Here is a 21,837-nt window from a genome sequence, read left to right on the forward strand (position 1 = left end):
AGGGAGGGCTGCACATGTCGCTTCGCTTTGTCATTGGACGTTCCGGAACCGGTAAAACGTCCTATTGCTTGAACGAAATCAGGGACCAGCTGCGGGGCGAGCCGGATGGGCCTCCGCTCGTGATGCTTGTTCCGGAGCAGGCCACCTTTCAGACGGAATATGCTCTTCTTCAAACTGGCGGTTTAAACGGCACGATTAGGGCACAGGCGCTGAGCTTTCGGCGTCTGGCCTTTCGCGTCATGCAGGAAACGGGCGGAACGGCACTCGTTCCGATCGGCGATACGGGAAAGCATATGCTGCTTTACAAGATCGTACACCGGCTTGGGCAGCAGCTGGAGCTGTTTCAAAGCGGTGCAGAGCAGCCCGGCTTTATTGATAGGCTGGCAGAGCTGCTGACTGAATGGAAACGGTACGGGATTGATTCAGAGATGCTGCAAGGCCAGACGGAGGCTTCCGCCTCGGGAGCAGGGAAGTCTACATTATTAAATCGAAAACTGCATGATTTGCAGCTTATCTATAGTCAGATGGAGCAGGAACTCGCGGGCATGTATATCGACGCCGAGGATTATTTGCGTTATTTGCAAAATGGCTTTGCCGGAGCCTCAGCGATGCAAGGCATACAAATTTGGGTCGACGGCTTCTTTGGTTTCACGCCGACGGAATACGAAGCGTTAGGGGCGCTAATGGCTTCTTCGGCACAAGTAACCGTCACCCTTACGCTTAATCGGCCTTATCTACCGGGTGAGCAGCCGCATGAGCTGGATTTGTTTCACCCTACTGCTGAAACCTATAACAAGCTGCTGGAGCTAGCGGCGAAATACGATGTGGATGTTTTGCCGCCAACCCTCCTTGGAGAAACCCTGCCGGCCCGTTTCAAGGACAGTCCGATGCTTGCCCATTTGGAGAAGCATTATGGAGAACGCGTGCCGATGCTCATCACGGACCGTTCCATGCTCGATATTGACCATGCTCAATGCGGCGTATCCTTGCATGCTGCCGCCAATCGCCGTGCTGAGGTAGAGGCTGTAGCCAGGGATCTTGTCCGCAGAGCACAGCACGAGGGGCTCCGCTGGCGCGATGCTGCGGTCTTGGTGCGCAATAGTGAGGACTACTCGGACTACATCGGCTTGGTCTTCGCAGATTACAACATTCCTTTTTTTGTGGACCAGAAGGAGAAGGCTGTCCATCATCCGCTTGTGGAGTTTATTAGGTCCTCACTGGAGACGGTTTTGTTCGGGTGGCGTTACGACGCGGTGTTCCGCTGCGTAAAGACAGAGATGCTGTTTCCGATGGATGGGAGCTTGCTTCGCGAGTGGTTCGATTTGCTTGAAAACTACGCGCTCGCCGCTGGCATAGACGGCTGGAAATGGCTCGATAAGAAGCGATGGCATCCGCTTGTGCCAGTCTCATTGGATGATGATGAAGACATCGCAGTTAAAATCAGCGAGAAAGCGCAGCGGGAATTTGATATTGTGCTAGCTGCAAGGGAAGCTGTCGTACAGCCGCTTAAACGGTTCGGAGAAGCGTTGAAGAAAGCGGGCAATGTTCAGGAGATGTGCGAGGCGCTGTACCTGCTCCTTGACCACTCAGGCGCAGCAGACCGTTTAGAGCGTTGGGGCATTCAGGATGCCCAAGCAGGCAAGACGCAACGGGCCAGAAGCCACCGGCAGCTCTGGGACAGCGTGATGCAGCTGCTTGACCAATTGGTTGAGCTTGCAGGAGCGCAGACGGTATCGCCAGAGCTGTTTGCCGGCATGATCGAAGCCGGGCTGGATAGCCTAAAGCTTGCAGCCGTGCCGCCGGCACTCGATCAGGTGCTGATCGGCAGCATGGATCGTACGAGATCGGGACAGGTCAAGGTGTCTTACGTACTTGGCGCCAACGATGGCGTGATGCCGATGAGGGTGAAGGAAGATGGCATTCTGACCGAGCAGGAGCGCGAGCGGCTGGCAGAGGATGGCATAGCCATGGCGCCCGGCGTAAGGCGCCGTTTGCTGGATGAACGGTTTATGATTTACAATGCGTTAACTACGCCAAGCAGGCATCTGTGGTTGAGCTGGGCACAAGCGGATGAAGAAGGGAAAAGCCTGTTGCCCTCTGAAATCATCCGTCATGTCCGCCAGCTGTTTCCCGGCATTTCTGTTCAAAGCGTGGCGGCAGAGCCTTCGCCAAGCTTGTCTATCGCAGAGCAGCGGATGTTCGTGTCGCAGCCGCAGCGGACATTGTCCTATCTGATTGCTGCCATTCGAAAATGGCAGAATGGAGCGGATATTGCCCCGTTCTGGTGGGATATGTACAACTGGTTTGCAGTCAGGCCGGAATGGCAGCGGAAGCTGCAGCTTTTGACAGGCTCCTTGACCTACGTAAACCAAGAGCATTTGCTCACTAAGGACACGGCAAGGGAACTTTATGGAGCGCGGCTGCAGGTCAGCGTTTCTCGCATGGAGCGGTTCGTGTCTTGCCCATTTCAGCATTTTGCCATTCATGGCTTGAAGCTGCGGGAGAGAAAGCTGTACCGCCTTGACGCGCCTGATGTCGGGCAGCTCTTCCATGCGGCGCTTAGCAAAATGACATCCGGACTTGGCGGCGGCTGGGGGCAGGCTTCTGAAGCCGAGCTGAAGGCGGTCGCCTCACGGACAGTTGACGAGCTGACGCCAAAGCTGCAATCGCAAATTCTGCTCAGCAGCAGCCGATTTCAATATATTGCACGCAAGCTGAAAGAGATTGTTGGTCAAGCGGCTCTTATGCTTGGCGAGCACGCTCGAAGAGCAAAGTTTCAGCCAGTTGGAACGGAGGTTGATTTTGGCCCAGACGGCACTTTGCCTTCTCTGCGCATCCCGCTTGAGGGCGGGGGTGAGATGGAGATTATCGGCAGAATTGACCGCGTCGATGCGGCTGAGACCGAGGAAGGCCTTCTGCTGCGCGTGCTTGACTATAAATCCAGTTCCACGAATTTAAGGCTGGAGGAGGTCGCATTTGGCTTATCGCTGCAAATGTTGACTTACCTCGACGTTCTTGTTACGCATGCTTCTTCATGGCTTGGCCAGGCTGCGTCGCCTGCTGGCGTGTTGTATTTTCATGTGCATAATCCGGTGCTTGCGCTGACCAACGGCATTAGTCCCATTGAAGCCAGCAGCAGGTTGCTCAAGCGCTTCAAGATGAAAGGCCTTGTATCGGCAGATGCTACGACTGTCAAATTGATGGATGACGAACTCGAGACCGGATATTCCGAGCTGCTGCCTGTAGCTTTAAAGAGAGACGGAAGCTTTTACAGCAGCTCCTCCGTCGTGACAAATGAGCAATGGGACGTATTGAGACATTCGGTTAGAACGACTATTAGCCGCATTGGAAGCGCGATACAGGCTGGAGAGGTGTCCATTGAGCCTTATCGTATGGGGACCAAGACACCTTGTCAATATTGCGACTACAAAGCGGTTTGCCAATTCGATGCCCAATTCGAAGGCAATGATTATAGGAAACTGAGCAAGCCTTCGAAAGAAGAGATTTGGCAGCAGTTGGAGAGGGAGTAGAAGATGATGCATACGGCAAAGGATTCTCCAAAGCCGGAAAACAGCACATGGACGGACGATCAGTGGGATGCTATCGTAACGAGCGGCTCCAACATACTTGTTGCAGCAGCAGCGGGTTCAGGCAAGACGGCCGTTCTTGTTGAGCGTATCATTCGCAAAATATCGGCGAATACCGATGTTGACCGTCTGCTGGTTGCTACCTTTACGAAGGCTGCGGCAGCTGAAATGAAGGATCGTATCCGCCTTGCTTTGGAGCTTGAGCTTGAGCGGCAGCCTGATTCTGAGCATTTGCGCCGCCAGCTGGCTTTAATGAACCGAGCTTCCATTACAACGCTGCATTCGTTTTGCATGGACGTTATTCGGCGATATTATTCTTTGATCGGCCTCGATCCCGGCTTTCGTATTGCCAATGAGACGGAGAGCGAGCTGATGCGACTTGATGTGCTTGATCAGCTGTTTGAACAAAAGTACGAAGGAGCTAACGACGAAGGTGCCTTTCTCCGCTTAGCGGATCGTTACGGCGGTGAGCGCGGTGACGAGCCCCTCTACCGCCTTGTCCAGCAGCTCTATGATTTTGCGCAAAGCCATCCGTGGCCAGCGCATTGGCTGAGGGAAACGGCGAAAGCTTTCGATGTTGCAGATGTCGCTGCCTTGCAAGGCAGCGAGTGGATCGCCAGTCTGAAAAATGACATCCAGCTTACGCTCGAAGGGGCAGGTTCTTTGCTGCACCAAGCGCTTGAGTTGACGCACATGCCGGCAGGTCCCGCCCCTTATGCCGCTACGTTGGACGATGACTTGGAGCTGGTAAGCTCGCTGGCAGAGATCATTTATACGATGCCATGGGAAAGCTGGATAGAGCCGTTTCAAGCGGCTCAGTTCGGCAAGCTTAAGGCAATGCGCGGCGATGAATATGACAAGTCGCTCCAGGAGCAGGCCAAGGAGCTGCGCGATAACGCGAAGAAGCTGGTTTCTTCGCTCGCGGATGAATTGTTTGGCAGAACGGCTGAGCAATTTTTGGAGGAGCTTCGCGAGCTTGCTCCTTTGATGAAAGCGTTAGCGGAGCTCGTCATCGAATTCGGACAAGCTTATGAGGCAGCAAAACGTGCCAAAGGCTTACTAGATTTTGGTGATTTGGAGCATTATTGCCTGCGTATTTTGCGAGATCCGTCCTCAACGCCGGAGAGCATGAATCCATCTATCGCGGCTTTCGAATTCCAGCAGCAGTTCGATGAAATCTTATTGGACGAATACCAAGATACCAATATGGTGCAGGAAGCCATCGTATCGCTAATCGAACGCCCGGGAACGGGGAACCGGTTTATGGTCGGGGATGTAAAGCAAAGCATCTATGGCTTTAGGCTTGCAGAGCCGAAACTGTTTTTGCAGAAATACAAATCATATCTGTCGCTAAGGGCAGCAGGCAACCGTCCGAAAACAGAAGTCGGAGGCGCAGTGCGCATCGATTTGGCCCGCAATTTCAGGAGCCGGTCAGAGGTCGTCGACGGAGTCAATGCGGTATTTCGTGCGATTATGCGCGAGAACGTAGCAGAAATGGATTATGATGCACGTGCTGAGCTTGTATGCGGCGCTTCCTATCCGGCTCCCCTGCCAGTTGACCGTTATCAGGTCGAATTTGCGGTATTGAACAAAGGCACGATGGAGGAAGAGGAGCTCTCGGGAGCCGAGGATTCAGATTCTACGGAGTCCTCGGAAGAAGGCGAGCAAGACGGAAGCGGCACTCCTGTAGAGTCGGCAGCTGAACTCAAGGCAGCTGAGCTCGAGGCTCGCTGGATCGCGCAGCAGCTGAAGTCGCTAATTGACAGCGGATTTCAGGTTTATGACGGCAAAAGGCGTGAAAATCGGTCTTTGCAATGGAGAGATGTCGTTATTTTGCTGCGTGCGACGCAGCAGTGGGCGCCCATTATAATCGAGGAATTGCAAGGCAGCGGCATTCCGGCTTACGCTGAGCTCAGCAGCGGTTATTTTGACGCAACGGAAGTGGAGACGATGCTGTCCCTGCTTCGCGTCATCGATAATCCGTATCAGGATATTCCGCTGGCCGCGGCCTTGCGATCTCCTTTATTTGGACTGAATGCAGAGGAGCTTGCGCGAATTCGCATCCAATCAGCCAAATCATCGTATTATGATGCGGTGCTGCTTGCTGCCGGCGATTTGTTAGTGGCTGAGGAGACTCGCCGCAAGCTTTCCTTGTTTTTGGACAGCCTCGACCGCTGGCGGGAGGAAGCAAGGCAAGGCTCGCTTGCCGACCTGCTATGGGAAATCTACCGCGAGACCGGCTATTATGATTTCGTTGGCGGGCTGCCAGGCGGTACACAGCGGCAAGCTAATTTGCGTGCGCTGCATGACCGGGCACGGCAATACGAGGCAACATCCTTCAGGGGCTTATTCCGCTTTCTGCGGTTTATTGAACGCATGCGAGACAGCGGCGGGGATTTGGGAACGGCCAGGGCACTTGGGGAGCAGGAGGACGTCGTGCGCATCATGTCTATCCACAAGAGCAAAGGACTTGAATTTCCGGTCGTGTTCGTTGCGGGACTCGGAAAGCTCTTTAATCAACAGGATGTGAGGAGCGTGTTCCTCAAGCACAAGGAACTCGGCTTTGGACCTCGATTTGTAGACCCTGATCTTCGCATCAGCTACCCTACGCTGCCCTATTTGGCGATTCGCAGGGCGATGCGCAAGGAGATGCTGGCTGAGGAAATGCGTATCCTCTACGTAGCGTTAACGAGGCCTAAGGAGAAGATGTTTCTAGTGGCGACGGTAGCAGACGCAGAAGCCAAGCTGAAGCGCTGGCTTGCCTCCGTCGATGCCAATGGCATGATGCCCGACTTCCGTGTAGCCGCTGCCCGTTCGTTCATCGATTGGCTCGGACCGCTGGCAGCGGTTCAAATTGCTGCGAAGGAGCAGGCACTGCAAAACGCGCCGCAGTGGCAAGCTGGCATCGTATCCGCCTCCCTCTTCGGCACGGAAGCGGCAGCGGCAATCGAGGAGCAGGATGAACGGGAAGAAGCCAGATTTGAGAGGCTTCAAGCGGTAACGACGCTGTCGCTTCTCGATGGCGTGGAGGAGGACGCTCAGCTTCGGGAAAGGTTGTCATGGGCGTATCCGCATCAAGCAGCGGCGCGGCTAGCAGCCAAAACCTCGGTTACGGAAATGAAAAGACTGCATTCGGAAGTGTTGGAGGATGCCGTTCCTTTGGAGGAGCAGTGGGCTAGCAAGCCAGTGGAAAATGGTGCGCCTACCATTCCTGCAGAGAGCTACACGTTTCGTCTCCGGCGCCCTGCCTTCATGGAGGAGAAGTCGCTGACAGCCGCAGAAAAAGGTTCGGTAAACCATTTGCTAATGCAGCATGTTCCGCTCTCAGAGCCGACAAGCTTGCAAAGGCTTAAGGAAACGCTGGATAGCATGATCGAACGCCGTATGCTGACCAGGATGCAGTCAGAGGCGATTAACCTACCGGCAGTCGCTGCTTTTTTTGATAGCGAGCTTGGTCAACGTTTGCTTCAGGCAGGCTGGGTAAGGCGCGAGGTGCCGTTCAGCAGTATGTTTCCAGCCAGTCGTGTATATCCGGACGCGGAGGATTCACTGACGAAGGAGCCGATCTTGATTCAAGGGGTGATCGATTGCCTGTTCGAGGACGATGCCGGCGTCGTATTGCTGGATTACAAGACGGATCGGATACATAACGGGCAATGGACGGAGGGGGCCGAGCGCCATCGCTTTCAACTGGAGCTTTATGCAGAAGCGATTGAATCTGTGCTGGGCCGTAAAGTAGACGAATGCCATGTCTTTTTCTTTGACGGCGGGCAATCGGTACAGCTTTAACAAAGGAACTTATATAAGTTCAACTGAAAAAATGAAGGTTAAGCGAAGTGAGAAGATCGTTCTATAGAAACGAAGCGTTCGCCTTTGTAGCCGGATTCTTACCTTTAACGAAAAACTTTAGTTCAACTTATATAGCATAAAAGGAGGCAGCGAAGTTGGAACAGCAGCAAACGGGCAAACGCTCGATCGCACTGCCGATTACACTTGTCATTCTTGTGTTTAGTTTAATTGGCAATGTTTTTTTGTATTCGCAATTTTTGCAGCATAAGCAGGAAAATAATTTTGAGGCTGGCCAGAGCATTTACGAGGCGGGCTCGGAAACCAAGCAATTTGTGGAGGAACTGCTCCCTCTGCTCGAAGCATTGAAGCAAAGCAAGGGGCTGGAAGAGCGGATTTCATTGAATTTCGAGCTCGGTAAAATGAGAGCGAATAGCAGCTCAGTTATTGCCTTTGCTGAGGAAGCTGAGCGTTTTTCAACGGAGCCGCAGAAGATTAACGCCGAGCTGTTTTCATTATTTTTGGAGGAAAAGGTTTCGGCCCTGCAAACTATTGGACGCCATGCGGGTCCATTGAACGACGAGGAGCAGGCTTCCATCGCGGAGCTTAAAGGCATATTTGAGACGATGTCTGGTATATTGAAAAATTTCAATACCAATATTGAAGGCAATCGCATTGCGATTATTCGCTTGTCCAGCGGGATTGATTGGCCGGAGCTGGTAGAGAAGCTGCAGCAAGCCATTCATCCTTAGTGAACGGAACAGCAGCGATTAGAGCTGCATCATCATAGCATGAAGGATTCGTGGAAGTAGCCAAATGCCTACCTGTGAATAGGATGGTACCGATTGGCTATCCGATCTATCCGTACCCTAATTTTCCAAGAGGTAGATTAATTAGGCAAGTATTTCCGCTTGCAGGATTGATAGCTTTGTCATTGCTGCCTTATTATTAAAAGGGTATCTGAGATTAGCAGGGATGGGATGGTTTCCTGCTGATTCTGCTCCTCAGTTGGACGAGTACCGAAATTTTCGCTATGATAGAAAGAGTTTACGAATCAGGGGGTGAAACGAATGGACTGTCTTTTTTGCAAAATTATTGAAGGCACGATTCCGTCCAAGAAGGTATTTGAAAATGACAGGATCTTGGCGTTCCACGATATACAGCCTGCTGCTCCAGTACATATTCTCATCATACCGAAGAAGCATATCCCTACAATGAATGAAGTTACGGATGATGATGCCGCAGTGATGGCGGAGCTCTTCTCAGTAGCACGGCAGATCGCTAAAGAGCAAGGGATTGCGGATTCCGGCTACCGACTTGTCAACAATGTAAATGCCGATGGTGGGCAGGTTGTTTACCATTTGCATATCCATTTGCTAGGGGGAACAAAACTTTCTCCGCAATTAACAAATATCCAAAGTTGACACTGCCTTTTGGTTTGACATATAATGAAATTTGATAAACCGTGTATTAGCTCTGGACGGTCTGTTTCGGAGGGAGGGAAAACTGGTGTCTGAAACTAAAGTTCGCAAAAACGAAACTATTGATGCTGCGCTTCGCCGCTTTAAACGTTCCATCGCTAAAGATGGAGTTCTAGCTGAGGTGAAAAAACGCAAGCATTATGAAAAGCCAAGTGTGAAGCGCAAGAAGAAGTCTGAGGCTGCGCGCAAGAGAAAGTTTTAGGAGGATCCTTCCATAATGAACCTGAGCGAAAGATTGACCGACGATATGAAGCAAGCCATGAAGAATCAGGACAAGTTTAAGCTTTCCGTAATTCGTATGATGCGCGCGTCAGTGAAAAACTTGGAAATCGATCTCAAGCGTCCTTTGGACGATAACGAAGTGCTTGATATATTGAGTCGTGAAATCAAACAACGTAAAGATTCCCTCCAAGAATTTAAAAAAGCCAGCCGTGATGATTTAGTAGCGGGTCTTGAGGTCGAAATTGAAATTATTAGTCAATACCTTCCCGAACAGCTGACTGAAGAAGAGATTCAAGAGATAGTAACGCAGACCATCCATGAACTCGGTGCTTCTTCCAAAGCCGATATGGGAAAAGTTATGAGTGCCCTTCTGCCAAAAACAAAAGGACGCGCTGACGGTAAGCTAGTAAATCAACTCGTACAGCAACATCTTAACTAACTAAACATTCGGACTAACAAAACACCCCTGATTCAGGGGTGTTTTTTTTTGAAGCATAGGAAAGTATAGGAGTTTGCTCATACTTTCTCTATAAGTTTCGCAGAAACGATTAAATCATCCGGATATCGTGTATACAGAATAATGAAACATTTTTGCTTGTTGTACGTAATAGGGAACAATACATGAGAAAAAGGAGGAACCTTCTTGCACATGAATCGATGGCGAAGAAGATGGTCCACCGCTCCTATTGCATGGTTGGCAGCATTAATTATGGTGACGTTTGCAGGTGTTATTGGCGCACCAGCGGATCAGGCGGAAGCGGCAACCGACGCGGGTCCGGCAGTTTATGTCATTCCTGTGAAGCAAACAGTTGAATCGGGTCTTCAATCTTTTTTGGAGAGGGCTTACGAAGAGGCTGGAGAAGCAAAGGCCGAGCATATGGTCCTGGTTATCAATACGCTCGGAGGGAAAGTCGTTAATGCCGAAAGGATAGGTCATTTTATTCGGGAAAGCAGTATTCCGACAACGGCGTTCGTTGAAGGGAAGGCGGTCTCGGCAGGCACGTATATTGCGCTTAATGCCGATCAGATTGTCATGCAGCCAGGGAGTACGATTGGCGCTGCTGCAGTGGTAGACGGATCAGGACGTTTGCTCGAAGATCCAAAGACGATTTCGTTCTGGACTTCTGAGATGAGCGAATCTGCAGGGTTACAAGGACGGGACAAAAACATCGCTGCGGCGATGGTTGACATCAATGTCACGCTTGATCTGAAAGAAAAGATCGGCAGAGACAAGCTAAAAGGCGAAATTCTGACCCTGACGGCAAGCGAAGCGGAGAAGGTCGGGTATTCCGAGCATACGGCTGCTTCCGTTGATGAAGTGGTGAAGTGGCTCGGCCTTGAAGACCGCGTACAAATCGAGGTGACTCCTTCATTGGCTGAGAAAACGGCCAGATGGCTGGTAGATCCCGTGGTTATGACCGTTCTGCTCATTCTGGGTATAGCAGGTGTCGTAATTGAAATGATCGTCCCAGGCTTTGGCGCTCCTGGCATCATCGGCATTCTCGCGTTCGGCCTGTATTTCTTTGGCCACTATGTGGCAGGATTTGCGGGCATGGAATCTGTCGTGCTGTTCGTCATCGGGATAGCGCTGCTCATTATCGAGGTGTTTGTGCCAAGCTTTGGCATACTCGGAATACTTGGAAGCGCGTCATTGATAACCGGGGTGGTGACTGCGGCATCGGACCCGATGTCAGCATTTATCTCCATAGTGATTGCATTGGTCGCAGCGATCATTTTAATCGCCATTTTTGTAAGAATGAACAAAGCAAAAGGGGTATGGAACAAGTTTATTTTGCGGGATAAGCTGACCACTGAGCAAGGTTACCTATCGGCTGACGTCAAGGATTCCTTGCTAGGTCTTGAGGGAATGACGATTACGCCGCTTCGTCCCGCGGGAACGGTGCTCATAGGCGATAACCGTATCGACGTGGTGACTTCCGGAGAATTCGTGGATGCCAATCGGCCGGTGAAGGTCGTGAAGGCGGAAGGGACCTGGGTAGTCGTCAAGGAAGTTGTGAATGTAACTAAACTATAAATACTTGGAGGTTGGATATATGGATCCGTTGGTTTCCTTTTTGATATTAGCCGTTGTCGTTATTATCGTTTTGTCTGTATTTCTTAGTTTTTTCCCGATTATGCTGTGGATTTCAGCGCTCGCTTCGGGCGTTCGGGTCGGAATCATCACACTCGTAGCTATGCGTTTACGCCGGGTCGTTCCAAGCAGAATCGTTAACCCGCTCATTAAAGCGACAAAAGCAGGCCTAGGGCTTAATATTAACCAGCTAGAAAGTCACTTTCTGGCCGGCGGTAACGTCGACCGCGTCGTTAATGCGCTGATTGCCGCGCAGCGTGCCAATATTCCACTCATATTCGAGCGTGCGGCTGCGATCGACCTTGCAGGACGTGACGTGCTTCAAGCGGTACAAATGAGTGTAAATCCGCGTGTGATTGAAACGCCTATCGTTGCCGCGGTAGCAAAAGACGGGATTGAGGTAAAGGTAAAAGCGCGAGTAACCGTTCGTGCCAACATTGATCGCCTTGTCGGCGGTGCCGGCGAAGAAACGATCATTGCCCGGGTAGGTGAAGGTATCGTTACGACGGTTGGTTCGGCAAACTCCCATAAGGATGTCTTGGAAAATCCGGATATGATCTCTCGCACGGTGCTTGGTAAAGGCCTTGATGCCGGTACAGCATTTGAAATCCTGTCGATCGATATTGCGGATGTGGACGTAGGCAAGAACATTGGCGCGCATCTGCAAACGGAGCAAGCGGAAGCTGACAAAAAAATTGCACAGGCCAAAGCGGAAGAACGCCGCGCGATGGCTGTAGCGCAAGAGCAGGAAATGAAAGCGAAGGTCGTAGAAATGGAAGCGCGAGTCGTTGAATCCGAATCGCAGGTTCCGCTTGCAATGGCGGAAGCGCTCAAATCGGGAAAAATCGGCGTGATGGATTATATGAACCTGAAGAACATCGAGGCCGATACGCAAATGCGCAGCTCCATTGGTAAGCAAGAAGGACCTACAGATCACAAAGACGGACGCTAACGCGCATGCGCAGCCGCATAAATTCATTTGCCCAGGCTGTGTATTGGAGGTGAAGGCAGCTTGAAAATCATCGATTTCTTGATGAATAATATATTTATTGTCGTGATTATTGTTGGAGCGCTGGCTTCAATGTTTGGCAAAGCTGGAGGCAAGAAGAAGCCGAGTCAGATGCCCGATTTTGGAGGCGGCGGACTGCCTCGGAATTTGCAGCCTCGGACAACGGAAGAGCCGCAGCGCCAGAGCCGTCCCGTGCTGCAAGAGCAACCAGAGGGGCAGACGGTATATCGCTCGAGGGGGGAACAGGAGCATCAAGCCCCGATGCAGCCATCGTATGTTGGGATGCAGACCGAGGTGACTGCTGGAGCGCCACAAACCGCTTCTCTAGAGCGCGCACTGAAAAGAGCATCAGCAAGCAAGGCGCAGGCTCAGGATGTGTTAGAGCGCAAGCCAGCGGCTCAGAGGGCGGTTGTCACTTCTGTGCAAGCAGAGGATTTGCGAAAGGCTGTCATCTGGGCAGAGGTTCTTGGTCCACCTCGCTCGAAGAAGCCATTCCGGAAGTAACGGTTAGGTGAGCTGTCACCGTAAGGCGTGTACGCTTTGCGGTGACAGCTCTTTTTGTTTCGGAGTTCATGCTTGCAGGTGAGTTTGTTTTAACTGAAATAAATATTGCTTCACAAGAGGGTCAACCGGGATGTGCTGGTTGGCTTTTTTTGTCTTTAAACCAACGTTGAGCAGAAAGCGGGAAGTGTGGCTAGATTATTCTCATATTTCAGGAGCCTTGCGCATAATTTGGTACAGTACATGAAAACCGTCATTCCACAATTTGGTCTTCATCATCCTGCACCGTCTACGAAGTAGGTTTGCTCCGCAAACCTAAGTATCGCTTACGAAGTAGGTTTGCTCCGCAAACCTAAGTATCGCTTACGAAGTAGGTTTGCTCCGCAAACCTAAGTATCGCTTACGAAGTAGGTTTGCTCCGCAAACCTAAGTATCGCTTACGAAGTAGGTTTGCTCCGCAAACCTAAGTATCGCTTACGAAGTAGGTTTGCTCCGCAAACCTAAGTATCGCTTACGAAGTAGGTTTGCTCCGCAAACCTAAGTATCGCTTACGAAGTAGGTTTGCTCCGCAAACCTAAGTATCGCTTACGAAGTAGGTTTGCTCCGCAAACCTAAGTATCGCTTACGAAGTAGGTTTGCTCCGCAAACCTAAGTATCGCTTACGAAGTAGGTTTGCTCCGCAAACCTAAGTATCGCTTACGAAGTAGGTTTGCTCCGCAAACCTAAGTATCGCTTACGAAGTAGGTTTGCTCCGCAAACCTAAGTATCGCTTACGAAGTAGGTTTGCTCCGCAAACCTAAGTATCGCTTACGAAGTAGGTTTGCTCCGCAAACCTAAGTATCGCTTACGAAGTAGGTTTGCTCCGCAAACCTAAGTATCGCTTACGAAGTAGGTTTGCTCCGCAAACCTAAGTATCGCTTACGAAGTAGGTTTGCTCCGCAAACCTTGAGGAGGCAAAATTCGACCATGCGCCGTATAAAAAAGAAATTTCGCAAAGTTACAGCAGAGCTGCTCGATATGCCGCATGATGTCGTCTTTGATTTGCCGCGACTGACGATGATTGGTGATTGCCAGCTGTATATTGAAAATCACAGGGGCGTTGTCCATTTTTCCAGTGAACGACTGAGATTGGCATTAAGCAAAGGCCAGCTTGAAGTAACGGGAAGCTCGCTTGTCATTAGGACGATTTGGACGGAGGAAGTGTTTGTGGAGGGTCAAATTTCAAACATTCAACTGATTCCTTAGCATAGCTTGATTAAAAAAAGATTTAGCCGAATGGCAAGTAACGGAGGGGAAAACATTGAGCGGACATGGTGCTAATTGGTTGAAGGGCATGGTTACGGTACATATTCGGGGGGGACAGGCTGAAGAGCTTGTCAATCGCGCGCTTGCCGGAGGCTTGCAGCTGTCTTCTATTCGGTGGACAAGCAGCGGGTTGCTGGAGTTCGAGATTTCCGTCAGCGACTTTTTTGGCCTTCGTACGTATTTAAAAGAGACAGGCTGTCGAGTTCATGTGACCCGGCGCAAGGGCTTGCCTTTTCTACTGGTAAAAGCAGAGAAGAGAAAACTGTTTGCTGCTGGCATTGTTTTATTTTTCGCTATCATTTTTATGCTTTCTTCGCTAGTTTGGAGCATCGAGGTTCAGGGGAATGTGAAGCTCAGCGAAGACCAAATTCGCTTAGCAGCGAAGCAGGAAGGCCTATATCCGATGCAATGGTCTTTCCGTTTGGCAGATGCTGACGTGCTGTCCAAGGAGCTTGTACGCAAGCTCCCAGGCTCTACTTGGGTCGGTGTAGAGAAGAAAGGAACGAAAGTGGTTATTCAGGTAGTGGAATCAACGATACCTGATCAGGCTTCCCTCCAAAACCCGCGTCATTTGGTTGCTTCTGCGGATGCGGTGGTTACCGAAATTATAGCTGAGGCGGGCCGGCCTGTCGTTAGGAAAAATACGAAAGTAAAAAAAGATCAAACGTTAATCTCAGGCACGATAGGCGGTGAGGAAAACTCACGCACTGTCGTAGCAAGAGGCAAGGTAAGGGGACTTGTCTGGTATGAATTCGAAGTCGCTTCTCCCATGATTCAGCATGTGAAGGTTTATACGGGCGAGAAGAAAGTCAAATGGTTTGCGGTTATTGGGTCAAGAGCGCTTCAGGTAAGCGGCTTTGGGAAAAATGATTACAGCGCCTCGGAAGCGATTCGTGATGAGCAGAAGGCTTCCTGGCGGGATTGGTCTTTGCCGATCGGCCGGATGAAGGAAACCGTTATGGAAACACGGATGGAGGAGCGGAACTTGACCGAAGAGGAGGCCAAAAGCGTAGGCATCTTGCAGGCAAAAGCCGACGTGCTCATCAAAGCTGGCAGCGATGCCGTCATTCGGGATGAAATTGTTTTGCATGAAAAGGCGGACAATGGTAAAGTTTATATGAAAGTTCTTTTTGAGGTCGAGCAATCTATCGTGAAGGAAATGCCACTAGTCCAGATGCAGGGAGAATGAGGATTGTTGCAAATTGAGACGAAAGTAGTAAAAATACCGCTCGGTAACGCAGCGGAAGGATTGGCTGTATTCGGACCACAAGACAATTTTCTGCGACTTATCCAAGCACAGGTGGAGTCATCCGTGACGTCGCGCGAAGCGGAAATTGTCATTTCTGGACCCTCAGATGAGGTTGATTCGCTAGAGCAGTTATACAATGTGTTATTACAGCTTGTTCGCGGGGGCTACCAGCCTTCCGAGAGAGACGTGGCATATGCCCTAGAGCTAGCAAGGACCATGCAGGCAGAAGAGCTGCTAGACTTGTTTAAGAAAGAGATTACGACTACCTACCGCGGAAAGCCTATTCGCGTGAAGACGATCGGCCAGCGCCATTATGTCAAGACGATCCGCAAGAAGGATATCGTGTTTGGCATCGGTCCTGCCGGAACGGGGAAGACGTATCTTGCCGTTGTGCTCGCCGTCGCTGCGCTTAAGGAAGGATCCGTGAAACGGATCGTGTTGACAAGGCCTGCGGTGGAAGCGGGCGAGAACCTTGGTTTCTTGCCAGGGGATTTGCAGGAAAAGGTAGATCCTTATTTACGCCCTTTATATGATGCGCTGCATGACGTCCTAGGACCGGACCAAACGGTGAAAGCGATTGAGCGCGGCATGATTGAGATTGCTCCGCTTGCATATATGCGCGGCCGGACGCTTGACGATGCTTTTATTATTTTGGATGAAGCTCAAAATACGACACCGGAGCAAATGAAAATGTTTTTGACCAGACTTGGCTTTGGATCGAAAATGGTCATTACAGGAGACGTGACGCAAATCGATTTGCCGCGGGGCAAAAACTCGGGCTTGATCGAAGCGCAGCGGATTTTGAAAAACATAGAAGAAATCGGGATTATCCTTTTCTCAGAGCAAGATGTCGTTCGTCATTCATTAGTCCAAAAAATTATTGTGGCTTACAACTGGGATGCTGAAAACAAAGCCTAGAAAGGAATGTCTGCTGCATGAACCAAAACCAGACCGGAAAACAGGGGAACTTGCGACCGTCTAAATTGGCGGGGTGGAAGCAGAGTGCAGCCGTTCGCTGGATGCTGATGTTTATGTTTGTGCTGCTATTCTATTTCAGCTTGGCTACGCATCTTGTTCCGGAAACGTATGATATTGAGGAGGGCGCGGTAAGCGAGAAGGACATTAAAGCGCCCTTCCAAATCAAAGACGAGAAAGCGACCAGGCAAGCGGAAGAGGATGCCGCTGACAAAATCGATGCGATCTATTCCATCGTTCCGCTTCGGAACGAAGCGCTTGTGGAGCAAATATTTGTCCGCATCGAGCAGTTGAACCAAGATGACCAGGTTACTCTCCAAAATAAAATCGATATTTACAGAAATGAAATTCCAGGTCGCTATTCCGATTATATCGATAATTTCGTAAAGTTGAACAAAGGCAAGGGAACGTATAACGATACGCTGCTCGATGAGATGTCGCTCATTGCCAAAGAGCAGGAGTACACGATACCGGAAGAAACTTTTTACAAAATGCCGAATCTATCGTCGGAAACGTTAACCGAGATGCGCAATGTAGCTCGGGATATTGTGCGTAAGCTGACAGTTGAGCAGCTGCGTGAAGCCGAAACGGCCCGGACCCAGGTAGCGGAGCTCGTAAATGCGAGCACGCTGTCCAGCCGGACAAGCAGGGAGATCGTACAGGAGCTTGCCAGATTCGCGATCATGCCGAATAAATTTTTGGACAAGGCAGCTACCGATGAAGCTAAGGTTCAGGCAAAGCAAAATACGCCGCCGGTTGTGATCAAAGAAGGCGAGCTGATCGTTAAGCGCGGCCAGACCATAACGCCTGATTTGTATAAGCTGCTTGTGGATTCCTCGCTGCTGCAGGACAAGAAGAACTATTGGCCGCATCTCGGCTTGCTCTTTATGTCCGTCATGTTTATCGTTGTGCTTTATGCCTATCTTCATCAATCCGGCAGCATTAACGGAATTAAGCCCAAATATAATAATGCGTCGCTGCTCATGCTGTGGCTGATCTTTCTAATCAACATTATTACTATTCAAATCATTTCGCTTACCCAAACGGATGCAGCGCCATATGCCGGTTATTTGGCCCCGGCTGCGCTGGGGGCCATGCTGATTACGCTTTTGCTGGATATCCATCTGGCCATGATCAGCTCCATTTTGTTCGCGGTTATGGGAAGCATCATCTTAAATACGGGTCAAAATCAAATTTTTGATTTCCAGTACGGATTCGTTATTATCGTCGTTTCGTTTGCTGCCATCTTCTCCATCCATAGGGCAAGCCAGCGATCGACGATATTGAAAGCCGGGATTATGGTAAGCTTGTTTGGTTCACTGTCCGTGATTACGATCCTGCTGTTATCTGAGCAGCTTGAACGCGTGGCTTTCATTTATTCCGTTGCCTTCGCTTTTGCCAGCGGTTTGATTACGGCGGTCTTAGTGATCGGGTTAATGCCTTTCTTTGAAATTACGTTTGGCATCTTGTCGGCGCTCAAGCTTGTCGAGCTTTCGAATCCCAACCATCCGCTGCTGCGTAAGCTGCTTACAGAGACACCGGGTACTTATCATCATAGCGTAATGGTCGGCAATCTGTCGGAAGCAGCCGCAGAAGCAATAGGAGCTGACGGGTTACTGTGCCGCGTAGGCTCGTTCTACCACGATATCGGGAAAACGAAGCGGCCAAACTATTTTATCGAAAATCAGTCGAATATTGAAAATCCACATGATACGATTGATCCGAAGCTAAGCAAGTCGATCATCGTCGCCCATGCCAGAGATGGCGTTGATATGCTAAAGGGGCATAACATCCCTAAACCGATCCGTGATATTGCTGAGCAGCATCATGGGACAACGTCGCTGAAGTTCTTTTATTACAAGGCGGTCAAGCAGGCGGAAGAACAAGGGATTGAGCCTGCATTTACGGAGGATGACTTCCGCTATCCCGGTCCTAAAGCGCAGTCGAAGGAAGCGGCGGTTGTCGGCATTGCCGATTGCGTGGAGGCGGCCGTCCGCAGCCTGCGCAACCCAACGGTTGAGCAGGTTGAAGCGATGATACACAAAATTATTAAAAGCAGGCTTGATGATAACCAATACAACGAGTGTGATTTGACGCTCAAGGAGCTGGACAAAATTGCTCAATCGCTCAAAGAGAGCGTTATTGGCATTTTCCACTCCCGTATCGAATATCCGGATGACGTGAAAACAAAGGAGCGTTTGGCATGAGTTTGCAGCTAGATTGGAGCAACGAACAGCAGCAGCTGGAAATACCTGAAGCATGGATTACCAAATTGGAGCAGCTGCTGCAGCTGGCAGGACAAGCGGAAGGCATCGTGGATGGCGAGGTATCGCTAACTTTCACAAATGACGAAGAAATTCACCAGTTGAACCGCGAGTATCGCGGCATTGACCGTCCGACGGATGTATTGTCTTTTGCTATGCAGGAAGATGGCGTAGAGGAGCTTGACATTATTTTTGAGGTGGATAGTGAGGATGAGCCCGATCCGATTTCCGGGATGCTGGGGGATATCATTATCAGCGTGGAGACGGCGCAGGCACAAAGTGAAGAATATGGACATTCTTTGGAACGGGAGATCGGATTTTTGTTCGTGCACGGTTTTCTGCACCTTATCGGATATGATCATCAAGACGATGAGACGGAAGCTGAAATGACGGCCAAACAGGAAGCCATTTTGCAGCAAGTCGGATTGACCCGTTAATGAGCAAGTTTATCCGTAGCTTCGGCGTCGCTATTGCAGGAATCGGCTTTGCCCTTCGCACCCAAAGCCATATGCGGTTTCATGCCGTTGCCGCGATAATCGCTTGCTGTTTAGGCTTTATCGTGTCGCTCCAGCCGCTCGAATGGGCAATCATCTTGGTTGCGATTGCAGTTGTCATCAGTGCGGAGATGATAAACACAGCGGTTGAACAGGCGGTTAACCTAGCTAGCCCAACGATACATCCGGTAGCTAAAATCGCGAAGGACGTGGCTGCCGGAGCCGTATTATTTGCGGCTGTTATCTCTGCAATTATCGGGCTGCTCATTCTTGGGCCGCCCTTATGGCATTTGTTAATGAACTAGACACTGATCATGGGAGCTGGTAAGCATGGTATACGAAGGTTTGTCAGAGGCTTACACGAAGCTGCTGCACACAGCAAAAGAAGCCATGTCCCGCGCATACGTCCCGTACTCCAACTTTCAAGTCGGGGCTGCGCTGCTTGATGATGAAGGGCATGTTCACTTCGGCTGCAATGTGGAAAATGCAGCATACGCACCTACGAATTGCGCGGAGAGAACCGCTTTGTTCCGTGCTGTAGCGGACGGGAAGCGCCCAGGACAATTCCAGGCGATTGCTGTCATTGGCGACACGGATGGCCCGATTGCGCCATGCGGAGTTTGTCGTCAGGTTTTGGTTGAGTTGTGCGCGCCAGATATGCCCGTCATTATGGGCAATTTAACGGGACAATGGACCATATCTACCGTTTCAGACATACTGCCGGGAGCCTTTACGCCGGCATCATTAGATAATAGGGAGCGTTAAATACATTTATGAATCGAAATAGTACCAATGATCGTGACAGCAAAAAATTCCGTTCGGGCTTCGTCGCTATAATCGGCAGACCTAATGTCGGCAAATCTACGCTTATGAATCATTTAATTGGCCAGAAGATCGCGATTATGTCGGACAAGCCGCAAACCACACGGAACAAGATCCACGGCGTGTACACAACTAACGATACTCAAATCGTATTTTTGGATACACCGGGCATTCACAAGCCTCAATCAAAGCTAGGCAATTACATGATGCAGACCGCTGAAAGCGCGCTTAGGGAAGTAGAGGCTGCACTGTTTCTTATCGACGCATCTGAAGGTCTTGGCGGCGGAGATCGTTTTATTATCGAGCAGCTCAAAAAAGTGAAAACACCCGTATTTCTTGTCATGAACAAAATTGACAAAGTTTTGCCGGAACAATTGCTTCCGATGATTACGCAATATAACGAGCTTCATGAATTCGCGGAAATCATTCCGATTTCAGCACTCAAAGGCAATAATGTCGAGACATTGCTTGAGCAATTGTCCCGTTATTTGCCGGAAGGGCCGCAATATTACCCAGCAGACCAGATTACGGACCATCCCGAGCAATTTGTGTGTTCCGAGCTGATTCGCGAGAAAATTTTGCACATGACACGAGAAGAAATTCCTCATTCCATCGCAGTGACAATCGAAGATATGCGCGTAAAGGAAAATGGGGTCGTTTATATCGGAGCCGTCATTTTTGTCGAACGGGATTCCCAGAAGGGCATCATCATTGGCAAAAAAGGAGATTTGCTGAAGGAAGTGGGCAAACAGGCGCGTAAGGATATCGAAGCACTGCTTGGCTCCCGGATCTTTCTGGAGCTTTGGGTTAAAGTCAAGAAGGATTGGCGCAACCAGGAACGCGTGCTGAAGGATCTGGGCTATCGGCATGATTAGTCTGAATTGACGTTATTTGTTAAGGATAGATTGAAGCGGATCATCGCATCCTATTACCACCCTGTAGCAGCATTTCAGGTAGCGGAAAGGGATGAATACGTATGCGGAATTTTTCGTGGAAGTATTTTACGTTGACCGGGGATGTCGAGTCCTTCATGCTTTACAAGGAAATGGCGCAAGTAGGTGCGGATAGCGGCTCCGCTGAATCGGTACAGGATCAAGATGAGCTTGCCGTGCTGGAATTGGAAGATGCTTCTGGCTAACATTGCAATGTTAATTGTAAATGCTGCATAGGTATATAGGTTTGAAAACATAAGCCAGCATCTGACGTCTACTCGTCAGGCTGTGCTTATTTTTAACCGCTAAACGGAAGGCGCCGCCATGGGACGGCGCATTTTCGTTTTTGCTTTCAGGGGAGAGTTTGCGTAATGCTATATCGTGTTGAGGGAATTGTTATTCGAAGCATGGATTATGGGGAAGGCAATAAGATCGTCACGCTGCTCACAAAGACCAATGGGAAAGCGGGGGTGCTCATTCGCGGCGCCAAAAAAGTAAAAAGCAAGCATTCATCGCTTGCTCAACCTTTTACATATGGAGAGTTCGCCTATTTCCGCAGCAGCGGGCTGGGAACGCTTAATCATGGTGAGATTATCGAATCTCACCATGTTTTGCGTGAGAAGCTTGATTTAGCAGCCTATTCCTCTTACGTGGCGGAGCTTACGGACCGCTCGCTACAGGATGACGAGGCAACTGGCTTTCATTTCGAGCAGCTAAAAGCTTGCTTTGCGGCGCTTCAGGAGGGAAAAGACCCGCAAATCGTATCCCATCTGTATGAGATGCGAATATTGGATTTGTCAGGCTATGCGCCTGCACTGGATGAATGCGTTAGCTGCGGCAATGTTGTCGGACCTTTTAAGCTGTCTCCTTATGCGGGAGGCATATTATGCTCCAGATGCACGGGCAAAGATCCTCACGCCATTCCGCTGGGCGAAGGAGCCTACAAGCTGTTGCGGCTATTCCGCAGAATGGATATGAGAAGGCTTGGCTCCATCCAGGTCAAGCCGGAGACGAAAGCAGAGCTAAAGCTGGCTATGAGAAAGCTGATGGATACCCATATGGGGCTGCAGTTAAAATCGCGTAATTTTTTAGACCAATTGGATAAGCTTATGTGATAG

The 21,837-nt window shown here is 50.2% G+C and carries 19 protein-coding genes; all 19 read left to right on the top strand.

The annotated features are described in order from the left end of the window. Positions 1 to 14 precede the first annotated feature (14 nt). The 19 genes from addB (at position 15) to recO (ending at position 21,834) form a co-directional block, all read left to right on the top strand. The gene (gene addB, locus FJQ58_RS13925) at positions 15 to 3,530 is read left to right on the top strand and encodes a helicase-exonuclease AddAB subunit AddB (RefSeq protein WP_139994349.1); all 3,516 of its coding nucleotides are present in this window, start codon (positions 15 to 17) and stop codon (positions 3,528 to 3,530) included. A gap of 6 nt (positions 3,531 to 3,536) precedes the next feature. Further along, on the top strand, positions 3,537 to 7,376 hold the full coding sequence (gene addA, locus FJQ58_RS13930) for a helicase-exonuclease AddAB subunit AddA (protein ID WP_420799840.1): 3,840 nt from the start codon (positions 3,537 to 3,539) through the stop codon (positions 7,374 to 7,376). A 155-nt stretch (positions 7,377 to 7,531) separates the two neighbouring features. Then, positions 7,532 to 8,125, top strand: a complete 594-nt coding sequence (locus tag FJQ58_RS13935) for a hypothetical protein (RefSeq protein ID WP_139994353.1) — start codon at positions 7,532 to 7,534, stop codon at positions 8,123 to 8,125. Positions 8,126 to 8,443: 318 nt separating this feature from the next. Then, positions 8,444 to 8,797, top strand: a complete 354-nt coding sequence (locus tag FJQ58_RS13940; protein ID WP_139994355.1) for a histidine triad nucleotide-binding protein — start codon at positions 8,444 to 8,446, stop codon at positions 8,795 to 8,797. An 85-nt stretch (positions 8,798 to 8,882) separates the two neighbouring features. Then, positions 8,883 to 9,056, top strand: a complete 174-nt coding sequence (rpsU, locus tag FJQ58_RS13945) for a 30S ribosomal protein S21 (protein ID WP_005547957.1) — start codon at positions 8,883 to 8,885, stop codon at positions 9,054 to 9,056. Between the two features lie 15 nt (positions 9,057 to 9,071). Further along, a complete protein-coding gene (locus FJQ58_RS13950; RefSeq protein WP_139994357.1) occupies positions 9,072 to 9,515 on the top strand; it encodes a GatB/YqeY domain-containing protein in 444 nt (147 codons plus the stop codon). 210 nt (positions 9,516 to 9,725) lie between these two features. Then, a complete protein-coding gene (locus FJQ58_RS13955; protein WP_139994748.1) occupies positions 9,726 to 11,111 on the top strand; it encodes an NfeD family protein in 1,386 nt (461 codons plus the stop codon). Between the two features lie 19 nt (positions 11,112 to 11,130). Continuing rightward, positions 11,131 to 12,120, top strand: a complete 990-nt coding sequence (floA, locus tag FJQ58_RS13960) for a flotillin-like protein FloA (RefSeq protein ID WP_139994359.1) — start codon at positions 11,131 to 11,133, stop codon at positions 12,118 to 12,120. 60 nt (positions 12,121 to 12,180) lie between these two features. Continuing rightward, entirely contained in the window at positions 12,181 to 12,681 is a 501-nt protein-coding gene (locus FJQ58_RS13965; RefSeq protein ID WP_139994362.1) for a hypothetical protein, read from the top strand. Positions 12,682 to 13,644: 963 nt separating this feature from the next. Further along, positions 13,645 to 13,923 (top strand): sporulation protein YqfC, encoded by a 279-nt coding sequence (gene yqfC / locus FJQ58_RS13970; protein WP_139994364.1) that lies wholly within the window; start codon positions 13,645 to 13,647, stop codon positions 13,921 to 13,923. Between the two features lie 55 nt (positions 13,924 to 13,978). Next, positions 13,979 to 15,172: a sporulation protein YqfD gene (yqfD, locus tag FJQ58_RS13975; RefSeq protein WP_238404050.1), complete on the top strand. Its 1,194-nt coding sequence runs from the start codon at positions 13,979 to 13,981 to the stop codon at positions 15,170 to 15,172. A gap of 6 nt (positions 15,173 to 15,178) precedes the next feature. Continuing rightward, positions 15,179 to 16,150: a PhoH family protein gene (locus FJQ58_RS13980; protein WP_139994752.1), complete on the top strand. Its 972-nt coding sequence runs from the start codon at positions 15,179 to 15,181 to the stop codon at positions 16,148 to 16,150. Positions 16,151 to 16,167: 17 nt separating this feature from the next. After that, positions 16,168 to 18,414: an HD family phosphohydrolase gene (locus tag FJQ58_RS13985; protein WP_139994366.1), complete on the top strand. Its 2,247-nt coding sequence runs from the start codon at positions 16,168 to 16,170 to the stop codon at positions 18,412 to 18,414. Then, positions 18,411 to 18,908 (top strand): rRNA maturation RNase YbeY, encoded by a 498-nt coding sequence (ybeY, locus tag FJQ58_RS13990; protein WP_139994368.1) that lies wholly within the window; start codon positions 18,411 to 18,413, stop codon positions 18,906 to 18,908. Before FJQ58_RS13985 ends, ybeY begins: the two co-directional genes overlap by 4 nt. After that, the gene (locus tag FJQ58_RS13995) at positions 18,908 to 19,270 is read left to right on the top strand and encodes a diacylglycerol kinase family protein (protein WP_139994370.1); all 363 of its coding nucleotides are present in this window, start codon (positions 18,908 to 18,910) and stop codon (positions 19,268 to 19,270) included. The genes ybeY and FJQ58_RS13995 overlap by 1 nt, the downstream gene beginning before the upstream one ends. Positions 19,271 to 19,295: 25 nt before the next feature. Beyond that, on the top strand, positions 19,296 to 19,730 hold the full coding sequence (gene cdd, locus FJQ58_RS14000; RefSeq protein WP_139994372.1) for a cytidine deaminase: 435 nt from the start codon (positions 19,296 to 19,298) through the stop codon (positions 19,728 to 19,730). A gap of 8 nt (positions 19,731 to 19,738) precedes the next feature. Continuing rightward, positions 19,739 to 20,662 (top strand): GTPase Era, encoded by a 924-nt coding sequence (era, locus tag FJQ58_RS14005; RefSeq protein ID WP_139994374.1) that lies wholly within the window; start codon positions 19,739 to 19,741, stop codon positions 20,660 to 20,662. 101 nt (positions 20,663 to 20,763) lie between these two features. Next, positions 20,764 to 20,925: a YqzL family protein gene (locus tag FJQ58_RS14010; RefSeq protein ID WP_139994376.1), complete on the top strand. Its 162-nt coding sequence runs from the start codon at positions 20,764 to 20,766 to the stop codon at positions 20,923 to 20,925. Between the two features lie 165 nt (positions 20,926 to 21,090). Next, entirely contained in the window at positions 21,091 to 21,834 is a 744-nt protein-coding gene (gene recO, locus FJQ58_RS14015) for a DNA repair protein RecO (protein WP_139994378.1), read from the top strand. Positions 21,835 to 21,837: the final 3 nt, after the last annotated feature.

The sequence above is a fragment of the Paenibacillus paridis genome, assembly GCF_006345825.1.
In the GTDB taxonomy this organism is placed as follows: Bacteria; Bacillota; Bacilli; order Paenibacillales; family Paenibacillaceae; genus Pristimantibacillus; species Pristimantibacillus paridis.